The 17,386-nt window shown below is 65.2% G+C and carries 21 protein-coding genes; all 21 read right to left on the bottom strand.

Annotated elements, in window-relative coordinates; translation table 11 throughout:
* Positions 1-12: 12 nt before the first annotated feature.
* Complete coding sequence (gene rplW, locus E3T19_RS04110) at positions 13-315, bottom strand: 50S ribosomal protein L23 (RefSeq protein ID WP_088457176.1); 303 nt, start codon at positions 313-315, stop codon at positions 13-15.
* The gene (gene rplD, locus E3T19_RS04105; RefSeq protein ID WP_088457177.1) at positions 315-965 is read right to left on the bottom strand and encodes a 50S ribosomal protein L4; all 651 of its coding nucleotides are present in this window, start codon (positions 963-965) and stop codon (positions 315-317) included. The genes rplW and rplD overlap by 1 nt, the downstream gene beginning before the upstream one ends.
* Positions 966-969: 4 nt before the next feature.
* Positions 970-1,629: a 50S ribosomal protein L3 gene (gene rplC, locus E3T19_RS04100; protein WP_088457178.1), complete on the bottom strand. Its 660-nt coding sequence runs from the start codon at positions 1,627-1,629 to the stop codon at positions 970-972.
* 8 nt (positions 1,630-1,637) lie between these two features.
* Positions 1,638-1,946: a 30S ribosomal protein S10 gene (gene rpsJ, locus E3T19_RS04095; protein WP_035834607.1), complete on the bottom strand. Its 309-nt coding sequence runs from the start codon at positions 1,944-1,946 to the stop codon at positions 1,638-1,640.
* Between the two features lie 606 nt (positions 1,947-2,552).
* Positions 2,553-2,774, bottom strand: a complete 222-nt coding sequence (locus E3T19_RS04090; protein WP_134408181.1) for an antitoxin — start codon at positions 2,772-2,774, stop codon at positions 2,553-2,555.
* A 193-nt stretch (positions 2,775-2,967) separates the two neighbouring features.
* Complete coding sequence (tuf, locus tag E3T19_RS04085; protein WP_088457194.1) at positions 2,968-4,161, bottom strand: elongation factor Tu; 1,194 nt, start codon at positions 4,159-4,161, stop codon at positions 2,968-2,970.
* Positions 4,162-4,287: 126 nt separating this feature from the next.
* The gene (gene fusA / locus E3T19_RS04080; RefSeq protein ID WP_088457195.1) at positions 4,288-6,402 is read right to left on the bottom strand and encodes an elongation factor G; all 2,115 of its coding nucleotides are present in this window, start codon (positions 6,400-6,402) and stop codon (positions 4,288-4,290) included.
* A 102-nt stretch (positions 6,403-6,504) separates the two neighbouring features.
* On the bottom strand, positions 6,505-6,975 hold the full coding sequence (gene rpsG / locus E3T19_RS04075; protein ID WP_066597688.1) for a 30S ribosomal protein S7: 471 nt from the start codon (positions 6,973-6,975) through the stop codon (positions 6,505-6,507).
* On the bottom strand, positions 6,975-7,349 hold the full coding sequence (rpsL, locus tag E3T19_RS04070; protein WP_055811472.1) for a 30S ribosomal protein S12: 375 nt from the start codon (positions 7,347-7,349) through the stop codon (positions 6,975-6,977). Before rpsL ends, rpsG begins: the two co-directional genes overlap by 1 nt.
* Before the next feature lie 336 nt (positions 7,350-7,685).
* Positions 7,686-8,327 carry a spermidine/putrescine ABC transporter substrate-binding protein gene (locus E3T19_RS04060; protein WP_134408180.1) on the bottom strand — a complete coding sequence of 214 codons (642 nt, stop codon included), beginning with the start codon at positions 8,325-8,327 and terminating at the stop codon, positions 7,686-7,688.
* A gap of 82 nt (positions 8,328-8,409) precedes the next feature.
* Positions 8,410-9,051, bottom strand: a complete 642-nt coding sequence (locus tag E3T19_RS04055) for a YitT family protein (RefSeq protein WP_241979992.1) — start codon at positions 9,049-9,051, stop codon at positions 8,410-8,412.
* A gap of 60 nt (positions 9,052-9,111) precedes the next feature.
* The gene (locus E3T19_RS04050; RefSeq protein WP_134408179.1) at positions 9,112-9,609 is read right to left on the bottom strand and encodes a hypothetical protein; all 498 of its coding nucleotides are present in this window, start codon (positions 9,607-9,609) and stop codon (positions 9,112-9,114) included.
* Between the two features lie 32 nt (positions 9,610-9,641).
* Positions 9,642-11,363 carry a hypothetical protein gene (locus tag E3T19_RS04045; RefSeq protein WP_134408178.1) on the bottom strand — a complete coding sequence of 574 codons (1,722 nt, stop codon included), beginning with the start codon at positions 11,361-11,363 and terminating at the stop codon, positions 9,642-9,644.
* Positions 11,356-12,309: a hypothetical protein gene (locus tag E3T19_RS19495; protein ID WP_134408177.1), complete on the bottom strand. Its 954-nt coding sequence runs from the start codon at positions 12,307-12,309 to the stop codon at positions 11,356-11,358. Before E3T19_RS19495 ends, E3T19_RS04045 begins: the two co-directional genes overlap by 8 nt.
* Positions 12,310-12,311: 2 nt before the next feature.
* On the bottom strand, positions 12,312-12,800 hold the full coding sequence (locus tag E3T19_RS04035; protein ID WP_134408176.1) for a hypothetical protein: 489 nt from the start codon (positions 12,798-12,800) through the stop codon (positions 12,312-12,314).
* Positions 12,801-12,911: 111 nt separating this feature from the next.
* Positions 12,912-13,208 carry a WXG100 family type VII secretion target gene (locus E3T19_RS04030; protein ID WP_088457201.1) on the bottom strand — a complete coding sequence of 99 codons (297 nt, stop codon included), beginning with the start codon at positions 13,206-13,208 and terminating at the stop codon, positions 12,912-12,914.
* A 286-nt stretch (positions 13,209-13,494) separates the two neighbouring features.
* Positions 13,495-14,361 carry a hypothetical protein gene (locus E3T19_RS04025; protein ID WP_134408175.1) on the bottom strand — a complete coding sequence of 289 codons (867 nt, stop codon included), beginning with the start codon at positions 14,359-14,361 and terminating at the stop codon, positions 13,495-13,497.
* On the bottom strand, positions 14,358-14,948 hold the full coding sequence (locus E3T19_RS04020) for a hypothetical protein (RefSeq protein WP_134408174.1): 591 nt from the start codon (positions 14,946-14,948) through the stop codon (positions 14,358-14,360). Before E3T19_RS04020 ends, E3T19_RS04025 begins: the two co-directional genes overlap by 4 nt.
* On the bottom strand, positions 14,945-15,583 hold the full coding sequence (locus tag E3T19_RS04015) for a hypothetical protein (protein WP_088457204.1): 639 nt from the start codon (positions 15,581-15,583) through the stop codon (positions 14,945-14,947). Before E3T19_RS04015 ends, E3T19_RS04020 begins: the two co-directional genes overlap by 4 nt.
* 4 nt (positions 15,584-15,587) lie before the next feature.
* Entirely contained in the window at positions 15,588-16,919 is a 1,332-nt protein-coding gene (locus tag E3T19_RS04010; RefSeq protein ID WP_088457205.1) for a hypothetical protein, read from the bottom strand.
* Positions 16,920-16,986: 67 nt separating this feature from the next.
* On the bottom strand, positions 16,987-17,301 hold the full coding sequence (locus tag E3T19_RS04005; RefSeq protein ID WP_088457206.1) for a hypothetical protein: 315 nt from the start codon (positions 17,299-17,301) through the stop codon (positions 16,987-16,989).
* Positions 17,302-17,386 lie beyond the last annotated feature (85 nt).

Genomic DNA, 17,386 nt, shown 5'->3' with positions numbered 1-17,386 from the left:
AGTCCTGGCCGCTTAGCCGACGGCCGTGAAGATGTCGATGGAACCGGACTTGAGCGTGACGATGGCACGCTTGGTGTCCTTGCGCTTACCCATGCCGAACTTGGTACGGCGAGTCTTGCCGATGCGGTTCATGGTGTTGATCGACGCAACCTCAACCTTGAAGATCTTCTCGATCGCCAGCTTGATTTCGGTCTTGTTCGAACGCGGGTCCACGATGAAGGTGTACTTGCCCTCGTCGATCAGGCCGTAGCTCTTTTCAGAGACGACCGGAGCGATGATGACGTCGCGGGGGTCCTTTTGAATCGGGGTAGCCATTATGCGGACACCTCTTCCTTCTTGGTCTTGTGCGCCACGAACGCGTCAAACGCGCCCTTGGTGAAGACGATGTCGTCAGAGACGAGAACGTCGTAGGCATTCAGCTGGTCCCACGACAGCACGTGCACCGTCGGGAGGTTGCGGATGCTGCGGAGAGTCATCTCGTCGGTGCGCTCGAGGACGACCAGCACGTGCTTGCTGCTGGCGATCTGGGTGAGCAGCGTGATGGCGCCCTTGGTGCTGGGCGTCTCGGACGAGAACAGCGCGGTCACCACGTGCAGACGGTCACCACGGGCGCGGTCAGAGAGTGAACCCTTGAGCGCGGCGGCAATCATCTTCTTCGGGGTGCGCTGGTCGTAGCTGCGCGGGGTCGGTCCGTGGACGATGCCACCACCGGTCATCTGAGGGGCGCGGATCGAGCCCTGACGAGCGCGACCGGTTCCCTTCTGCTTGAACGGCTTGCGGCCGGCACCGGAAACTTCTCCGCGGCTCTTTACCTTGTGCGTTCCCTGGCGTGCGGCAGCGAGCTGCGCGACAACAACCTGGTGAATCAGCGGGATGTTGGTCTGGACGTCGAAGATTTCGGCGGGCAGCTCAACGGAGCCGGCCTTCTTGCCGTTGGCATCGATGAGGTCGAGTGCGGTAGCCATAGGACTACGCTCCCTTCACTGCGGTGCGGACGAATACGAGGCGGCCCTTGGCGCCGGGAACGGCACCCTTGACCAGAATGAGGCCCTTGTCGGCGTCGATCGCGTGAACCTTGAGGTTCAGCACGGTCACGCGCTCGCCACCCATACGACCGGCCATGCGCATGCCCTTGAAGACACGGCTGGGGGTCGAGGAGGCACCGATGGAACCGGGCTTGCGGTGGTTGCGGTGCGAACCGTGCGAAGCGGAAACACCCTTGAAGTTGTGACGCTTCATAACACCGGCGAAGCCCTTGCCCTTGGAAGTGCCCATGACGTCAACCTTGGTGCCGGCGACGAACACACCGTCAACGGTGAGCTCCTGGCCCAGGGTGTAGTCAGCGGCATCCGCGGTGCGGAGCTCGGTAACGTGACGGCGCGGCGTGACGCCGGCCTTCTCGAAGTGTCCTGCGGACGGCTTGTTCACCTTGCGGGGGTCGATGGCGCCAGAGGCAATCTGGACGCCGGCGTAGCCGTCGATGTCCTTCGTGCGGATCTGGGTGACGACGTTCGGCGAGATCTCGATGACGGTAACGGGAACAAGCTTGTTGTTCTCGTCCCACACCTGAGTCATGCCGAGCTTCTTGCCGAGGAGGCCCTTGGTGGTCTTGGTATCTGCGTACGACATCGCGGGCCCTAGAGCTTGATCTCGATGTTGACGTCTGCCGGGAGGTCGAGACGCATGAGCGAGTCGACGGCCTTCGGCGTCGGGTCAATGATGTCGATCAGACGCTTGTGGGTGCGCATTTCAAAGTGCTCCCGGCTGTCCTTGTACTTGTGAGGGGAACGGATGACACACACCACGTTCTTCTCGGTCGGAAGCGGCACGGGGCCGACAACGGTTGCACCCGCACGGGTGACGGTGTCGACGATCTTGCGCGCCGAGATGTCGATGACCTCGTGGTCATACGACTTAAGTCGAATGCGGATTTTCTGTCCCGCCATGTCGAACTCTCTTTCTTGTCAAGGCTTCTTACATCCCGAGGGCTGCATTGGACGCCGTAGTAGCACTGCTGCTATCGCACCACTGTTCATCTGTCAATTTCGATCCGGCCGGGAATCCGACCTTCTCGAGCCAACTCCCCCAGGCCGGGGCCTGGCGGATGACATGGTTTTACCCGGGCATCCAAGGAGTTGATTTAAGCTTCGTTCTGCTACCCGCGGCCTAACTCCGACCCTCAAGGGGCGAGCTATGCACTGCCTGGTAGTGATTCCGGTCTCGCGTGCAGCGCGATCCGAAAGTGTTGAACTAGAAGAGTCTGCCACAGGAATAGGTCATTGTGCAACCCGGGCGTGTCGCGTTGGGCGTGTCGCGCGATCCGCGTCGTTCCGCGGGAGTTCAGCTACGCCCCTCAGTTACTCGAGCTGCTTGAGACCCCGGAAATTGAGGCAATCTCCAGCCGCCTAAGCCGCTCCTTTGGGAGTCACCACGGCACGCATCGTGCGGCACAGAATCCGCATGTCGGCCATGTTCTGGGCGTGATGCCAACGACAAAGTCGGTGTGCGGCCTTACAGAGTCGACGCTGAGGTAGATGTTACGGCCGGGGCCGCTACTTCGGCTCGGGAGTGCTGTCGCGGCCGGCGGTGCCGTCGTTGCGGCCGATGTGCTTGTCCGCCGTGTCCCGGGCATTCTGGATTTTGTCGGCGTGCTTGTTGCCGGTGACCTTGTTGGCCGCCGCGGCTGCGCCGTCGATGACCTTGTCGGACATCTCCTCGCCCTTGTCGCTCTTGAGGAAGTCCTGGGCCTTGCGGGTGATGTCGTTGAGGTTCACGCGTGTCTCCGATCCTTGGGGGTGCTTACGAGGTTAGTTCGGGTTGCGGTGTCTCGACAAGCTCGACCAACGAAACGCGCTCGACCAGGGCAACGCGCTCGATCGGCGACGGCCGGGGACGACAAAAGGGCCGGTCCCGAAGGACCGACCCTGTTGTTGTTGACTAGCTCAGCGAGTGAGCAGGTCTACTGAATTACTTGAGAACCTTGATGACGGTTCCGGCGCCGACGGTGCGGCCACCTTCACGGATAGCGAAGCCGAGGCCCTCTTCCATGGCGATCGGCTGGATCAGCGCGACAGTCATTTCCACGGTGTCGCCAGGCATGACCATCTCGGTGCCCTCGGGCAGCGTGATGACGCCGGTGACGTCCGTGGTGCGGAAGTAGAACTGCGGGCGGTAGTTCGCGTAGAACGGGTTGTGACGCCCACCCTCATCCTTTGACAGGATGTACGCGGTGCCCTCGAAGTCGGTGTGCGGCGTAACCGAACCCGGCTTGACGACAACCTGACCGCGCTCAACGTCTTCGCGCTTGGTGCCACGAAGAAGAAGACCACAGTTCTCGCCGGCCCATGCCTCGTCGAGCTGCTTGTGGAACATCTCGATACCAGTGACCGTGGTCTTGATGGTCGGGCGGATGCCGACAACCTCGACCTCGGAGTTGATCTTGAGGGTTCCACGCTCGGCGCGGCCGGTGACAACGGTTCCACGACCGGTGATCGTGAAGACGTCCTCGATCGGCATCAGGAAGGGCTTGTCCTTGTCGCGCACGGGCTCCGGGAAGTAGTCATCCACTGCCTGCATGAGCTCGAGGATCTTTGCAACCCACTTGGGGTCACCCTCGAGCGCCTTGAGGGCGGAAACCTGAACGACGGGGGCGTTGTCGCCATCGAAGCCCTGGCTGGAGAGCAGTTCACGAACCTCGAGCTCAACGAGCTCAAGGATCTCTTCGTCGTCGACCGCGTCGGACTTGTTCAGCGCGACGAGCAGGGACGGCACGCCGACCTGCTTGGCGAGAAGAACGTGCTCACGGGTCTGAGCCATCGGGCCGTCAGTAGCGGCAACCACGAGGATCGCGCCGTCCATCTGAGCAGCACCGGTGATCATGTTCTTGATGTAGTCAGCGTGGCCCGGAGCGTCAACGTGTGCGTAGTGACGCTTCTCGGTCTCGTACTCAACATGCGAGATGTTGATCGTGATGCCGCGCTGGCGCTCTTCGGGAGCGGAGTCGATCGACGCGAAGTCGCGCTGAACGTTGGTCTTGGAAGGGAACGTGTCGGCAAGGACCTTCGAGATAGCTGCCGTCAGCGTGGTCTTTCCGTGGTCAACGTGACCGATCGTTCCGATGTTTACGTGCGGCTTGGTCCGCTCGAACTTGGCCTTGGCCACTGTGGGTCCTCCTCAGGACTCTCGGCTCCACCGGACGTTGGTTTACGCCCGGTGGAACTGCTGGATTTGTGTACTTATGTTACTCGGGCCAGGAGGCCTAAGCGATTCGGCCCGAAGGCCGGTGGGTTATTCGCCCTTGTTCTTCTGGATGATCTCGTCGGCAACAGCCTTCGGGACCTCCTGGTAGCTCTCGAAAGTCATCGAGTACACCGCGCGGCCCGAGGTCTTGGACCTCAGGTCGCCGATGTAACCGAACATCTCCGACAGCGGAACGTGTGCGCGGATAACCTTCACGCCCTGTGCGTCCTCCATGGTCTGGATCTGGCCACGGCGAGAGTTGAGGTCTCCGATGACGTCACCCATGTATTCCTCAGGGGTGCGCACCTCGACGGCCATCAACGGCTCGAGAAGAACCGGGTTTGCCTTACGAACGGCTTCCTTGAAGCCCATCGATCCGGCAATCTTGAACGCCATCTCCGAGGAGTCGACGTCGTGAGCGGCACCGTCAAGCAGGCTCGCCTTGACGCCGACCATCGGGTAGCCGGCGAGCACACCCACGTTGAGTGCATCCTGGATTCCGGCGTCAACCGAAGGGATGTACTCACGCGGGATACGGCCACCGGTGACCTTGTTCACGAACTCGTACGACTTGTCGGCAGTGATTTCAAGCGGCTCGATCGCGAACTGAATCTTCGCGAACTGGCCGGATCCACCGGTCTGCTTCTTGTGCGTGTAGTCGTGACGCTCGACGGCCTTCTTGATCGTCTCGCGGTAAGCAACCTGGGGCTTGCCGACGTTCGCCTCAACGTTGAATTCACGCTTCATGCGGTCGACGAGGATGTCCAGGTGAAGCTCGCCCATTCCCTTGATGACCGTCTGACCAGTTTCCTGGTTCTGCTCGGTACGGAAAGTGGGGTCTTCTTCGGCCAGCTTCTGGATCGCGAGACCCAGCTTTTCCTGGTCCTGCTTGGTCTTCGGCTCGATGGCAACTTCGATAACCGGGTCGGGGAACGTCATCGACTCGAGTACGACCTGCTGGGCAGGGTCGCACAGGGTGTCGCCGGTGGTCGTGTCCTTGAGGCCGATGACCGCGTAGATGTGACCAGCGGTAACGAAACCGACCGGGTTCTCCTTGTTGGCGTGCATCTGGAAGATCTTCCCGATGCGCTCCTTCTTGCCCTTGGTGGAGTTGATGATCTGGGCGCCGGATTCGATGCGACCGGAGTAGACGCGCACGTAGGTGAGGCGACCGAAGAACGGGTGCACCGCAACCTTGAACGCCAGAGCCGCGAAGGGCTCGTCCGCGTTCGGGTGCAGCATGACAACCTTCTCTTCGTCGCGTGCGTCGTGCGCCTCAATGGCGGGAACGTCGAGCGGCGTCGGCAGGTAGTCGACAACGGCATCCAGCATCGGCTGCACACCACGGTTCTTGAACGCGGAACCGCAGAGGACCGGGTAGATCTCGCTGGCGACCGTGAGCTTGCGGATCGCGTGCTTGATCTCGGACACGGTGAGCTCTTCGCCGGAGAAGTACTTCTCCATGAGCTCGTCGTCGGTCTCGGCGACGGTCTCGAGGAGCAGCTTGCGGTATTCCGCAGCCTTCTCGACGAGGTCGGCGGGGATCTCTTCGATGGCGTACTTGGAGCCCATCTCGACGTCACCCTTGGAGTCGCCGCGCCAGGTCAGCGCGCGCATCTCGACGAGGTCAACGACCCCTTCGAAGTTCGACTCTTCACCGATCGGCAGCTGGATGACCAGCGGCTTGGCGCCGAGGCGCTTGATGATGGTGTCGACGGTGTAGTAGAAGTCGGCGCCGAGCTTGTCCATCTTGTTGACGAAGCAAATGCGGGGCACGTCGTACTTGTCGGCCTGGCGCCAGACGGTTTCGGACTGGGGCTCAACGCCCTCCTTGCCGTCGAACACGGCGACAGCGCCATCGAGGACGCGGAGCGAACGCTCCACCTCGACGGTGAAGTCCACGTGGCCGGGGGTGTCGATGATGTTGATCTGGTTGCCGGCCCAGAAGCACGTCGTAGCAGCGGACGTGATCGTGATGCCACGTTCCTGCTCCTGTGCCATCCAGTCCATCGTGGAGGCGCCATCGTGCGTCTCACCGATCTTGTGGTTCACACCCGTGTAAAACAGGATGCGCTCGGTCGTGGTGGTCTTGCCGGCATCAATGTGGGCCATGATGCCGATGTTGCGGACCTTGCTCAGGTCGGTGAGCACGTCAAGTGCCACGGGTGTCCTCCGGAAGTTTTGTGATAGATGAGGTTGAACAGGCCTTGCGCCGGTCGAGCTTGCCGAGACCGTGGTCCCGGCAGGCTCGACCGGCGTGGACGACTACCAGCGGTAGTGAGCGAAAGCCTTGTTCGCTTCAGCCATCTTGTGAGTGTCCTCACGACGCTTCACAGCGGCGCCGAGGCCGTTGGACGCGTCGAGGATCTCGTTGGTGAGACGCTCGGTCATGGTCTTCTCGCGACGCGCCTTGGCGTAGCTAGTCAACCAACGCAGCGCGAGAGTGTTCGCACGGTGCGGCTTGACTTCGACGGGCACCTGGTAGGTGGAACCACCGACGCGGCGCGAACGCACCTCGAGGGTCGGGCGCACGTTGTCGAGTGCCTTCTTCAGCGTGACAACAGCATCCGCACCGTTCTTGGCAACGACGCCTTCGAGTGCATCGTAAACGATGCGCTCGGCGAGGCCCTTTTTGCCGTCGAGGAGGATCTTGTTGACCAGCTGGCTAACAATGGGGGCGCCGTATACCGGGTCAGCGATAACGGGACGCTTGGGCGCTGGGCCTTTACGAGGCATTACTTCTTCTCCATCTTGGCGCCGTAGCGGCTACGAGCCTGCTTGCGGTTCTTGACTGCCTGGGTGTCCAGGGCGCCACGAACGATCTTGTAACGAACACCGGGGAGGTCCTTAACACGACCACCGCGAACGAGCACCATCGAGTGCTCCTGCAGGTTGTGGCCTTCACCGGGGATGTAGGCGGTGACCTCGGTACCGTTGGACAGCTTGACGCGAGCAACCTTGCGGAGAGCCGAGTTCGGCTTCTTCGGGGTGGTCGTGTACACACGCGTGCAAACGCCGCGCTGCTGGGGGTTGGACTTCAGGGCGGGAGCCTTGGTCTTGGTGACCTTGGGGCTGCGTCCCTTTCGCACCAACTGCTGAATGGTGGGCACTAATAACTCCTTGTTTTTGCTGCACGGTGACAGCTGACTGATGTCAAAGCATTCGAATCGCACTTCTCAGTGCTCATCGAGTTCATCTGGACCCTCCGGACATCACGGAATTGCTTCCGGTCGTTCTGGTGGGTATGCCGTGGGGGCCGCTCGGAGAGCAAACCCTGTTTGCGTGGAGTGTCGGGGCGTCTGAAGTGCAACCCGATGTCAGACAACGAAGCGGCATAACTGAAGCGCACGACAAAGCGCACACCGGATAATTCTAAACCCCGCCGGGGTGGCGGGTCAAGCGAGCCCCGTCGGTCGAGCCTGTCGCGACCCCGCAAGCCGATCTGCTCACGTACTGTGCGGGTCCAGCGTGCTGCCCAGATCGGCCAGCAGCGCCTGCACCTGCGGTTCCACGAACGCGGCGATGGCCTGCTGAAGCTCGGCGCGGTGCCCGCGCAGGTCGGCGCAGACCCGCTTGCCCACCAGGGTGGCGTAGTCATCCGCCAGCCGCATCTCCACCCGCAGGCCCGCCTTTTCCTCGATGCTCAGCGGCGGCGGCACGAGCTCGGGATCGTCGGCGGTGAGCGGCTGTACGAACTCTTCGAAGGTGAACAGGTAAGGAGAGCCCGGCTCGGCGGGCGGGTCGAGGTCGATGCCGTCGAACTCCGGCTCGAGGCCCTCGAGTGGCCGGTACGCCTGCGCGGACCGGCGCAGTTCGATGAGGCCCAGCTCGCGGTTGAGGAGCGGCAGGCTCTGCGCGGTGTACGTCTCCACCTCGTCGTCGACGAGCGTTTTCATGCGCATTGAGAGCGGATGCTGCACCGCGTGCGGCACATCGGTGTCGAGTCCGGCGGCGCGCAGCACCGGGGAGCCGAAGCAGTGTTGGCAGAGTCTGGAGCGTGCCCGGTGCGTGCCGGGCCGCCACCGCGGAACCCAACGCAACCAGGCCTCGACCTCGCGGTCGACCCGCGACTCGATGGATGCATCCATGGCTGTCAAGTTTAGTCGCTGCCGGCCCCGGAGTCACCAGGTTTCGACAAGCTCAACCAGCGGACCGGGCCGAGCGGGCCGATTAGCCGAAGTAGCGGTCGGGGCGGTGGTTCATGGCGATGATCATGTTGAGGATGACCGCACCCACCACCGAGAGCAGCACCATCGGCAACGGCAGCGTCGCGAAAGCGGCGAGCACGATGAGCACGTCGACGACGAGCTGCACGTAGCCGGCGCGCCATCCGCGGCTCTTCTGCAGGTACAACGCGAGGATGTTGACCCCGCCCAGGCTGGCCTGGTGTCTGAACAACACGATGAGACCGATGCCGGCCAACAGACTGCCCAGCAGCGTGGCGTAGATCGGGTCGATGTGCCGAATCTCCAGCAGCAGCGGGTGCACCTCGGAGAAGACCGAGACCAACACCACGGCGATGAGGGTTTTAACGGTGAAGCGCCAGCCCATCCGCCAGATCGCCAGCGCGAAGAACGGCAGGTTGACCAGCACGAACCACACACCGAACGACCAGGTGGTGACGTAGCTGGCCAGCAGCGCGATACCGGCGGTGCCGCCGGTGGCCACGCCGACCTCTTTGAGCAGGTACAGCCCGAACGAGACGGCGAAGGTGCCGATGAACAGCGCCACCACGTTCTCGAACCGGGAGTGCGGCACCCGCTGCGGGCGCTCGGACGGGTCGACGATGGGTACAGAACCGGTGCGCGTCACGCGCGCGGCTCGGGGGTGAAAATGGCACAAGTCATTACGCCATGGTATCGAGCCGTGGGGTCAGCCCAGCGCGGCCGGCTTCTCCGGCACCGGGCCGGGCCAGGGACCGTACCGGTCGGCCATCTCGTCCATGGAAACGGCGAGGGTGGGGCCGGTCATGCCCGTCCAGCCGAGGGCAGCTGCGGCCGGAGCCAGGTCCAGTGCCGAATCCCCGTCCCGGAACGCCACGGCCGCCGTGGTGGTGGGTTGCTCAACGGTTGCGGACCAGGCCATCGCGAGCGTGTAGTCCAGCAGGGCGGGCACGTCCCCCGGGTAACCGGCCTCGAGGTTGAGCCCGACGGTCAGTTCCAGTTGGTTGGGCAGCCCCACCGGCCCGGTCGACACGAACGCGGCGCTCACTCCGGGCAGCTGGCCCAGCTCGTCGGTGACCTGCGCCGTCGTCCGGCTGTCGGATGCCGGGTCGTTCGGTGACGTGGACGCGGGCTGGCCGGACCGGCCGACGGCGACGCATCCGCCCAGCGTTACAGCAGTCAGGGTTGCGACGACGAGCAGAGCCATTCGGCGGGTCGTCAACGATCGGTACTGGCCGTTCATGGTTGGCGTTGCGCTCCGTAGTCGGTGGTTTCGGATACGACCGCGCCGGTTTCGGTGTTGGTTGTGGTGGTCGTGGTGATGTGGGTTTCGGGGTCGGTGATCATTGTCACTTCGAGCTTGTCGCCCGCGTCCGGGAAGTACCCCGCTGCGGAGTCGGTCCACGCGGCGATACTGGGATCGGAGGAGCCCTCGACCTCGCCGGCCGTGATCGCGTACCGTTCGGCGTTGTGGGCGCCCTGTTCGCCGGCGATACCGACCGGAACACCGTTGTCGCCCGGCAGCGACGGGGCAGGCGCCTGCACGGTGGTCCAGTTCGCGGCGTCGGGGTTGTTGTGGCCGTCGAGCTTGGCCACCGGGTCTTCGTCGAACTCGAGCGAGAGCACCTGCACGTCGCTGGGGATGTCGAAGTTGGCGACGGGTGATCCCCCGGTGACAACGTGGGTGAAGTTGTAGTTCAGGCTCGGGTCGGCCGCCATCTGCCCGGCGACGATGCCGCCCAGGCTGAAGCCCTGGATCATCACGGGATTCTCGTTGGTGATGCCGGCCTCCCTCATCGCCGCATCCACGGCGCTGGAGAGCGCCGTCTGCTGGGCCAGCATGGCGTGGGTGTCTGCGGTGACGTCGTTCGGGGTGCTGCCGGCGGCCGGGTCCCACACCTGGGTGCTAGGCACCTGCACGATGAAACTCGGCGGGTTGCCGGGCACCTCGGTGATTCGGATGCGCGCCAGCGCGTCCTCGTCGCCCGTGGCGGAGGTGTCGTACTTGTCTATCTGCGCCGACCCGGTGAAGAGTCCCTCGAGGCTGGTGGGGGTGGCGACATCCGGACCGATGATTTCCGGCGGGTTGATCAGGTCGTCGCGGGTGAGCAGCGGACCGTCGTCGAAGAGGCCGGCCTTGTTGCCGCCGCCGATGATGGCCTGCAGGGCCTGTTCGTAGCTGGTGGGCGGCCACGGCACCCCGGTGAGTGCCGTCAATGCCAGCCGGGTGCGAGCCGGACCCAGGACCAGTGCGAGCGGCAGGGTGAGACCGGCGAGGAGCCCCGGGGCGCCCTGTGCGATCAGGTCGACGGCCCAGGCGTTCTCCCCCGCCAGCTCGTTGAGCTGGGCCAGCTGGTCGGCGAGAGTGCCGGCCACGGTCTCCTGTGCCTCGTCGGAGTCATAAGCGTCGACGGTGTTGGCTGCCAGGCTGCCCAGGAAGACGCCGGGCAGGGCGAGTTTCCACGGGTCGGCCAGGGTCTCGTTTAGGCCCTCACCGAGCGACTCGAGCGCTTCGCCGCCGTAACCGGCAACGTAGACCAGGGCCACATCGGCGGCGGCCACGGCGGCGAGGCCCACGGCCAGCGGTACGGCCACCACCCCGATGAAGAAGGTGGTGGTGTTCGCGGCCGCGTCGGCCAGGATCGACAGGCTGCGGTCAACGGCTTCGTAGGCATCCACGGCGCCGGCCAGGAACACCGCGGTGACGCCCGCCTCGGTGGCGAAGAGCAGCATCTGGCCGGTGGCGAACACGATCTGCTGCTCGGCGGCCGCCGCGGTGATCGGCGAGAGGATGGCGGAGGCCAGCAGGTCGCCGTCCACGGCGATGCCGGCCGCGGTGAGAGCCTGGTCCACGAGCTGCTGGGCCATCGCGGCGAGGTGCCCGGATTCGGTGCGCATGTCGTCGAGGTTCGCGCCGATGCCGCCAGCTCCCCCGGACACGGTGAATGTGGGCTCAGCCACGGAGCACCCCGAGCAGCGAGCCGATGGCGGTGGTGACCTGGCCGGTGATCGCGGCCGGGCCGGTGGTCTCGATGCGCACCCGGCTGGAGTCGACGAAGTCGACGGTGGACTCGATGCGACCCACCAGTGGGGTGTCGGCGCTCATCTGGAACCAGCCGGCCGCGCTGCGGAACCAGTGCACGGCGAGGCTGTCGCCGGTGAGGGAGGTCGCCGCGACGCTGTAGCCGGCGTCGATGCCGAACGCGGGTCCTTCGAGGACGTGTTCGGCCTGCGGCAGCCCCACCGTGAGCGCGGCGGCGTGGATGATCTCGGGGTTGCCGGTGCGGATGGCGCCGATCATGCCCTGCGCCAGGGTGAGCGGCAGCACGACGGCAGCGGCGGGCCTGCCGTGCGGGGGCCGTGGGTGGTATTTCGGTTCGAGGCGCACGAGCGAGCGCAGCGTTTCGCCGATCAGGGCCGAAACGGGGAACGCGGAGAGTTCCACGGCATCCTCGTTGGCGGGATGGCTGCCGTGGTCGTCCAGTCGTTGGCCGCGCACCAGGGATGCGGCGAAGCCGGCGCGCACGGCGATGGTTTGCACGATGGTGCGGCCGCCGCCCCAGGAGTGCACGGCCAGGAGCAGGGCGGGTTCGGTGAACAGGCCGAGGAAGCCGAGCACGGCCGGGTGCACCCGGGCGGCGAAGTCGTCGGTGGGTGTGTCGGTGGGTGCTGCGGTGAGGGTGTCGGTGGGCGCCGCGCGCAGCAGGCCCTGGTCAATGAGACCGAGTTCGGCGACGAGCATCCGTTCGGTGCGTTCGATCTCGGGTGCCTCGGCGGCCCAGGCGGAGTAGAACTCGGCCGGCAGGGTGAGGTCGGGGCAGCGGTTCTGCAGCAGGTGCAGCTGGTCGGCGGTGAGGCCGAACCGGGCCGGCGTGGTTGGGGAGGTGGGTGCGGTGGAGAAAGCCATGATTACCAGCCCCGTCGGTGGAAGGTGTCGGCCAGGTCGAGCCAGCCGGGCGAGCCCGGGGTCGGCAGTTCCCGCACCGTGCGGATGAGTTCGTCGGCTTCGCTCACGAGCGCGCGGGGCACCTCGGTGCCGAAGAATTCGAAGACGTTCTCGGCGCCCTCGGTGATCACCTCGACGGTGTTTCCCACCAGCCGGGCGGCATCGTTCCAGCGCTCCGAAATCCACTGTTCGGCTTCGACGATGGCCTGTTTCACGGCTTCGACCGAGCGGATGTGGGCGTCGATCGCGTCGGCCGCCTCGTCGAGCGAGGTGGCGGAGGCGTCGAGGTTATTGGCCCGCTGGCCGAGCTGTTCGATGAAGGTCGCCGCGGCGGACGACACCCAGGTGGTTCCCACGGCCGAGCGCAGCGTGGCGGCGCGGGTGCGGGTGTCCTCCGCCAGGGTGCGCAGCTCGGTGGACTGCCGGCCGAGTGCCGCCATATCGCCGTACATGCGGTCTCCCTGGGGTTGGCTGCTCGGGGTGGGGCTTGTGGCTTGGGGTGGTGCGGATTGACCAAAGGCGTGACCGGAATCCGGTCACGCCTTTGCTCTGAAGAAGCGGAATTAGCCGCCGATGCCGCGGGCGAGCTCGCTGTCGACGTTCTCCAGGGCGGTGGCCGCCCGGGTGAGGAACTCCGACATGCCCTGGAGGCCGTTGACGGCCTCGGTGGTGCCCTTGGTGAACTGCTCGTACGAGGTGTGGAAGGCGCCCGACGCGGCGTCGGTGACGAAGCCACCGGCGACGAGGTTGTTGACCAGGCTCTGCAGCTGGGACAGCTTGGCGGTGAGGTCGTCCTTGCCAGCGATCAGGCTGCGCGACGCGTCGTTCATTTCGCCGTAAGTTACGTTCATATTCGCCATGAGTTACTGCTCCTCTTTTTAGTAGTTCGGGGCCAACCCCCAAAGGCCGACCGACTACGTACAACCTAACGAACCCAGGTCGCAATGCGGAATGGGCAGCACTCCCCATGCTCTCCCCCGCCGCTGGCCGACCGGGTCGAACGAGGTGAGACGCATCCGTCGGTAAAGGCGGAGTTTTAGGGAAGCGCCGTGCTGTGCGCCACGACACGCCGACCCCGGCCGAGGATCTCCGCCTTTACGTTCGAGAACCTCGGCCAACGGACTGCGCGCCGGACGAAGACCCGGGTTAGGAGTAGGACTCGCCCGCGCCCAGGGGCTCGCCGGCACGCCAGTAGTTCACCGCGAGCAGCAGGCCGGCCGCCAGCAGGGCCAGGCCGATAGCCAGGGTGGTGACGAAGAACGGGGTGTCGTCGAAGCCGAGGGCGATCCAGCACAGCCCCACGAAGGCCCCGCCGAGTCCGGCCAGCCACAGGTCGAAGCGCCAGCGGAAGGTGACCCAGCGCCAGAGACCCTTACCGGCGCTGCCATCAACGGCCTCCGGGTGCCGGGCAACACGCGCGGTGTAGACGACCTTCTTGATCAGCGACACCACGATCGCCGCGAACAGCGCCGCGGCCAGACCGCCGTACGCGGCCAACAGCATCCATACCGCCGAAGAGTTCTCGTCCTTCAGACCCGCCGGCCAGGCGGTACCGCCGATGAGGTTGCGCAGCGGAATCACGACGAGCAGCACCCATGCGGCCAACGGCAGCAGTGCCCACGCCGCGTGCAGGCCCAGCGGCAGGGGCTTGTACTTGGCGGTGTGGGAGCCGCCGCGCCAGAAGGTGGTGTCGCGTTCGGCGATCACGCCGCGTCGGCGCAGGTAACCCGGAATGAGGAAGCACACGGCGACGATCAGCAGCATGGCCGGGACCGCGGTCATGGCGGAGAGCACCGAGAGCTCCCGCTCGACGAAACCGAACTCGGCCCGGTACGACAGGTTCTGCTCGTTGATTCGGGCTAACGCGTCGGACTGCAAGGTGGAGATACCGACCACGGTGATGAAGAGCATCACCACCGCCGCGATGGCGAACACCACCCCGGTCGAGAGCAGGAACAGTCCGCGGGTGTTGCGACCGGTCGTGGCTTCGGGCGTGGTGGTGCTCTGGGTCATAGGGTCTCGGCCTTCCAGGCGATCGAATCAACGATCGCGTCGAACAGTTCGGTGAAGAGGTCGGCATCGTCGACCATGGGCGCGGAGATCGTGATGCGCAGCAAATCGTCGGTCTGTGGCCTCGGCAGCCAATAGGTGGCCCGCAGCGACGGCACCGTTTCCTGGCCCACCCGCTGCCGGGCGCTTTCGGCCTGCCGGGCCACCAGGCCGCTGCGCTGCTCGAGCACCACGGCATCGGGCACCATGGCCCGCAGCCGGTCGGCCGGGTCCAGCTCTGCGGATGCCGATACCGGCCAGGTCTCCACAGTGGTGATCATCGCGGCGGGAAACGGCACGCCGGGCAAAAGTTCCATCGACAGAGCGAACGAAATGGCGCCGGCATCCCGGGCCTGCTGGGCCGTCTTCACGAACTCGTCGCGGGTCTGCCGGCGCAGGCGGGCCGCACGGTCACCGCCGCCGACCTGTTTCTTCACCAGGGCCACGATGCGCTTGGTCATGGCCACTTCGTCTTGCAACGGGATGACCGCCCAGGTCCCGGGCAGGATGATCGAAAAGGTCTGGTCAGGGCTGACTACCTTGCGGGTCACGCGGTCGCCTCCAGTTCGATGCGCAGGGCCGCGACAACCTCTTCGGTCTGTCGGGGCATGTTGACGAACGCGCCGACACTCTCGGCGGAGAAGACCAGCTGCACCATCTGCGCGGCGCCGGGCGGGAAGACGGCGAAGACCGTGCGTTCCTCAATGACGGCTTCATCGTCGCCCGGGTTGCGCAGGGCGATGAGGTTGTGCGCGGCGACGAACGGACCGGCCGCGACCTCACCCTCCCAGGTGGTGACGCTCAGGTATTCGATGCCGGGTGTACGGCGGCCCTCGTCGGCGCGAAGCTCGGCGAGGTAGCTGTCAGCGGCCGCTTCGGAGGTGCCGGCGGGCAGGTCGTTGAGCTGGAAGGCCAGCGCGCTGGACGCCCGGCCCGTTTCGGGGTACGGGATCCAGACGGCACAGCTCATCCGCGGGTTGCCGATGCCGATGAGCCGGATCTGCAGCGCTTCGAGCTGACTGCCGAGCGTGCGCCGGCTACTTCCGGCCCCGGTCACCTCGGCGGCCAGGGTCTCACCCCAGAGCAGCTGTTCAGACCGGTCGAGCGGAACTGGATACCAGGTGGCGTCGGCGTCAACGCTGAGGTCGACAATGTCCCTGGTGGAAGGCGAATTGCGAAATGTCATCGGTCTAGTCTCTCCCGAAGGTCTTCTCGACCTGGTGCACCAGAGGCGCGTACTCGCCGAGGAACGGGTCGATCGGGTTTTCCATCAGGCTCTGCACGGCCGTGACCGAGGTGTGCATCTGCACCACCGTGAGGGAGACACCCTGCACGACGAGCGGCGTATCGAGGATCTGCGGCGCCTTGCCGGCCATCCGGTAGAAGTCCATCAGGTCGTCGTTCAGGCTCAGCAGACTGGAGGGCGTGAAATCGTCGAGGGTCGGCAGGGCTTTCTTCGCCGCCTCCTTGAACATCTCCATCGCTTTGACGGGCGCACCATCGGGAACCAGGTCCTTCTTGAAGGCCCCGAGCACCGAATCCTTGAACGGCTTGCTGACCACCTTCGCGGCGTCGTCGATGCTCATGAACGCCTTGCTGTGCCGGCCGACCCCGCTGAGCTGGCGGGTCAATGCCGGGGCGCCGTCGAGCCTGGCGGCGGCCTTGGTGATCATCGAGGCACGCACGTACTTCGCGCCCACGGAGAAGATCTTGCCACCGAAGATCGACATCACCGCACCGACCGCGGCGCCGGCGACTGCCCACCAGCTGCCGTCGCCGTTGACGGCCGCGATGGTGGCCTCGATGAGGGTGAGCACCGCGCCGACGGCTGCGAGCACCATCAGCACCTGGCCGAGGATGGGCACCCAGGCCAGGAAGACGGCGAACACGCCGGCCCAGTCGCAGATGGTCTTGAGGATGTCGAGCGCCTTGGCGCCCCAGTCGTCCCACCAGGTGTCGTTGAGGTCCTGGCTCTTCTTGCCCTCGACGACCTCGAGGATGGCCGTGATCGCCGACTCGGCCGCCTGGTTCTTGATCGCGAGGGCCGAGTGCCATTCCGCCTGGGCCGCCTGCAGCGCCTGGCCGGCCGCTTCGGCGGCATCCTCGGCCTTGTCGGCGGCGGCGGTGTCGGTGGCGCTGGACTCCGGGGTGGCGCTCTCGGCCGTGGCGGCGGTGCGGGTGGCTGTGCGACCGGCGGTGTCGGCGGCGGTTTCCTTGTCGCCGATGTGCGCAATGGCGGTGGTCGCGGCATCCTGCGCCAGGCGCAGCTGCGCCGAGTAGGTGATCAGGGCCTGAGCGGTGCCGGCGTACCGGTCCTTGGCCTTGCCGATGTCGTCGGCGACGTTACCCGCCTCTTCGCGGATCGCGTCGATGGCTTTGGACGTCATGCCCTCCACCGACTTGATCGAGTTGAGGGTGGTCACCGACCGGGCGATGGCGTTGGCGATCTCGGCGTAGTGCTGCGCCTTGGTGCGCACCAGGTCGGGGTCACCCTCGAGGGCACGGAATTCGGTGTCGGTCATGATGATTCCTTCGGCAGGCTGCGGGAAGATCTCGGGGTGGCCGGGCGGGCGGACGGCATGGGGTGGGTCACAGGGGGGTGGCGGTCTGCAGCGGCGGAGTGGCGTCGGTCAGGGCTTTCGCGAGGCCGTCATCCACCTGGGTGAACCCGTCGGTGATGCCCTCGATCTTCTTGCGCAGACCCTCGACCGCCTCGGTCATGGCTTTGCGCTTGTCGTTCCACTTGTGTGCGAAATCGCTGACGTGGTCACCGAGGTTCTCGTGACCGGTGGCAATGGCCACGTCGTCGCTGAAGTCGTCGGCGTTGGTGAATTCCTTCACGACGGCGTCCAGGTCGTCCCGCAGCTGATGAAGCAGCTCCAGGTTGATGATGAGATCACTCATGATCGGTTCCCCCTAAGTGTTCGGCTTGACCGGCCTCGTTGCGACGGATGCGCGTGGGCCGGCTGCCTGTTAGAACAGTACCGAA

It is taken from the genome of Cryobacterium sp. TMT4-31, assembly GCF_004403385.1.
GTDB lineage: Bacteria > Actinomycetota > Actinomycetes > Actinomycetales > Microbacteriaceae > Cryobacterium > Cryobacterium zongtaii.
Note: the sequence above shows the minus strand (reverse complement) of the source record. Positions and strands in the feature narration are given on the sequence as shown.

What these genes read in the sequence shown, in the direction of transcription:
- rplW (WP_088457176.1), bottom strand. Translation starts at nt 315, where the DNA reads ATGGCTACCCCGATTCAAAAGGACCCCCGCGACGTCATCATCGCTCCG.
- rplD (WP_088457177.1), bottom strand. Translation starts at nt 965, where the DNA reads ATGGCTACCGCACTCGACCTCATCGATGCCAACGGCAAGAAGGCCGGC.
- rplC (WP_088457178.1), bottom strand. Translation starts at nt 1,629, where the DNA reads ATGTCGTACGCAGATACCAAGACCACCAAGGGCCTCCTCGGCAAGAAG.
- rpsJ (WP_035834607.1), bottom strand. Translation starts at nt 1,946, where the DNA reads ATGGCGGGACAGAAAATCCGCATTCGACTTAAGTCGTATGACCACGAG.
- rpsG (WP_066597688.1), bottom strand. Translation starts at nt 6,975, where the DNA reads ATGCCTCGTAAAGGCCCAGCGCCCAAGCGTCCCGTTATCGCTGACCCG.
- E3T19_RS04060 (WP_134408180.1), bottom strand. Translation starts at nt 8,327, where the DNA reads ATGGATGCATCCATCGAGTCGCGGGTCGACCGCGAGGTCGAGGCCTGG.
- E3T19_RS04050 (WP_134408179.1), bottom strand. Translation starts at nt 9,609, where the DNA reads ATGGCTCTGCTCGTCGTCGCAACCCTGACTGCTGTAACGCTGGGCGGA.
- E3T19_RS19495 (WP_134408177.1), bottom strand. Translation starts at nt 12,309, where the DNA reads ATGGCTTTCTCCACCGCACCCACCTCCCCAACCACGCCGGCCCGGTTC.
- E3T19_RS04035 (WP_134408176.1), bottom strand. Translation starts at nt 12,800, where the DNA reads ATGTACGGCGATATGGCGGCACTCGGCCGGCAGTCCACCGAGCTGCGC.
- E3T19_RS04030 (WP_088457201.1), bottom strand. Translation starts at nt 13,208, where the DNA reads ATGGCGAATATGAACGTAACTTACGGCGAAATGAACGACGCGTCGCGC.
- E3T19_RS04025 (WP_134408175.1), bottom strand. Translation starts at nt 14,361, where the DNA reads ATGACCCAGAGCACCACCACGCCCGAAGCCACGACCGGTCGCAACACC.
- E3T19_RS04015 (WP_088457204.1), bottom strand. Translation starts at nt 15,583, where the DNA reads ATGACATTTCGCAATTCGCCTTCCACCAGGGACATTGTCGACCTCAGC.
- E3T19_RS04010 (WP_088457205.1), bottom strand. Translation starts at nt 16,919, where the DNA reads ATGACCGACACCGAATTCCGTGCCCTCGAGGGTGACCCCGACCTGGTG.
- E3T19_RS04005 (WP_088457206.1), bottom strand. Translation starts at nt 17,301, where the DNA reads ATGAGTGATCTCATCATCAACCTGGAGCTGCTTCATCAGCTGCGGGAC.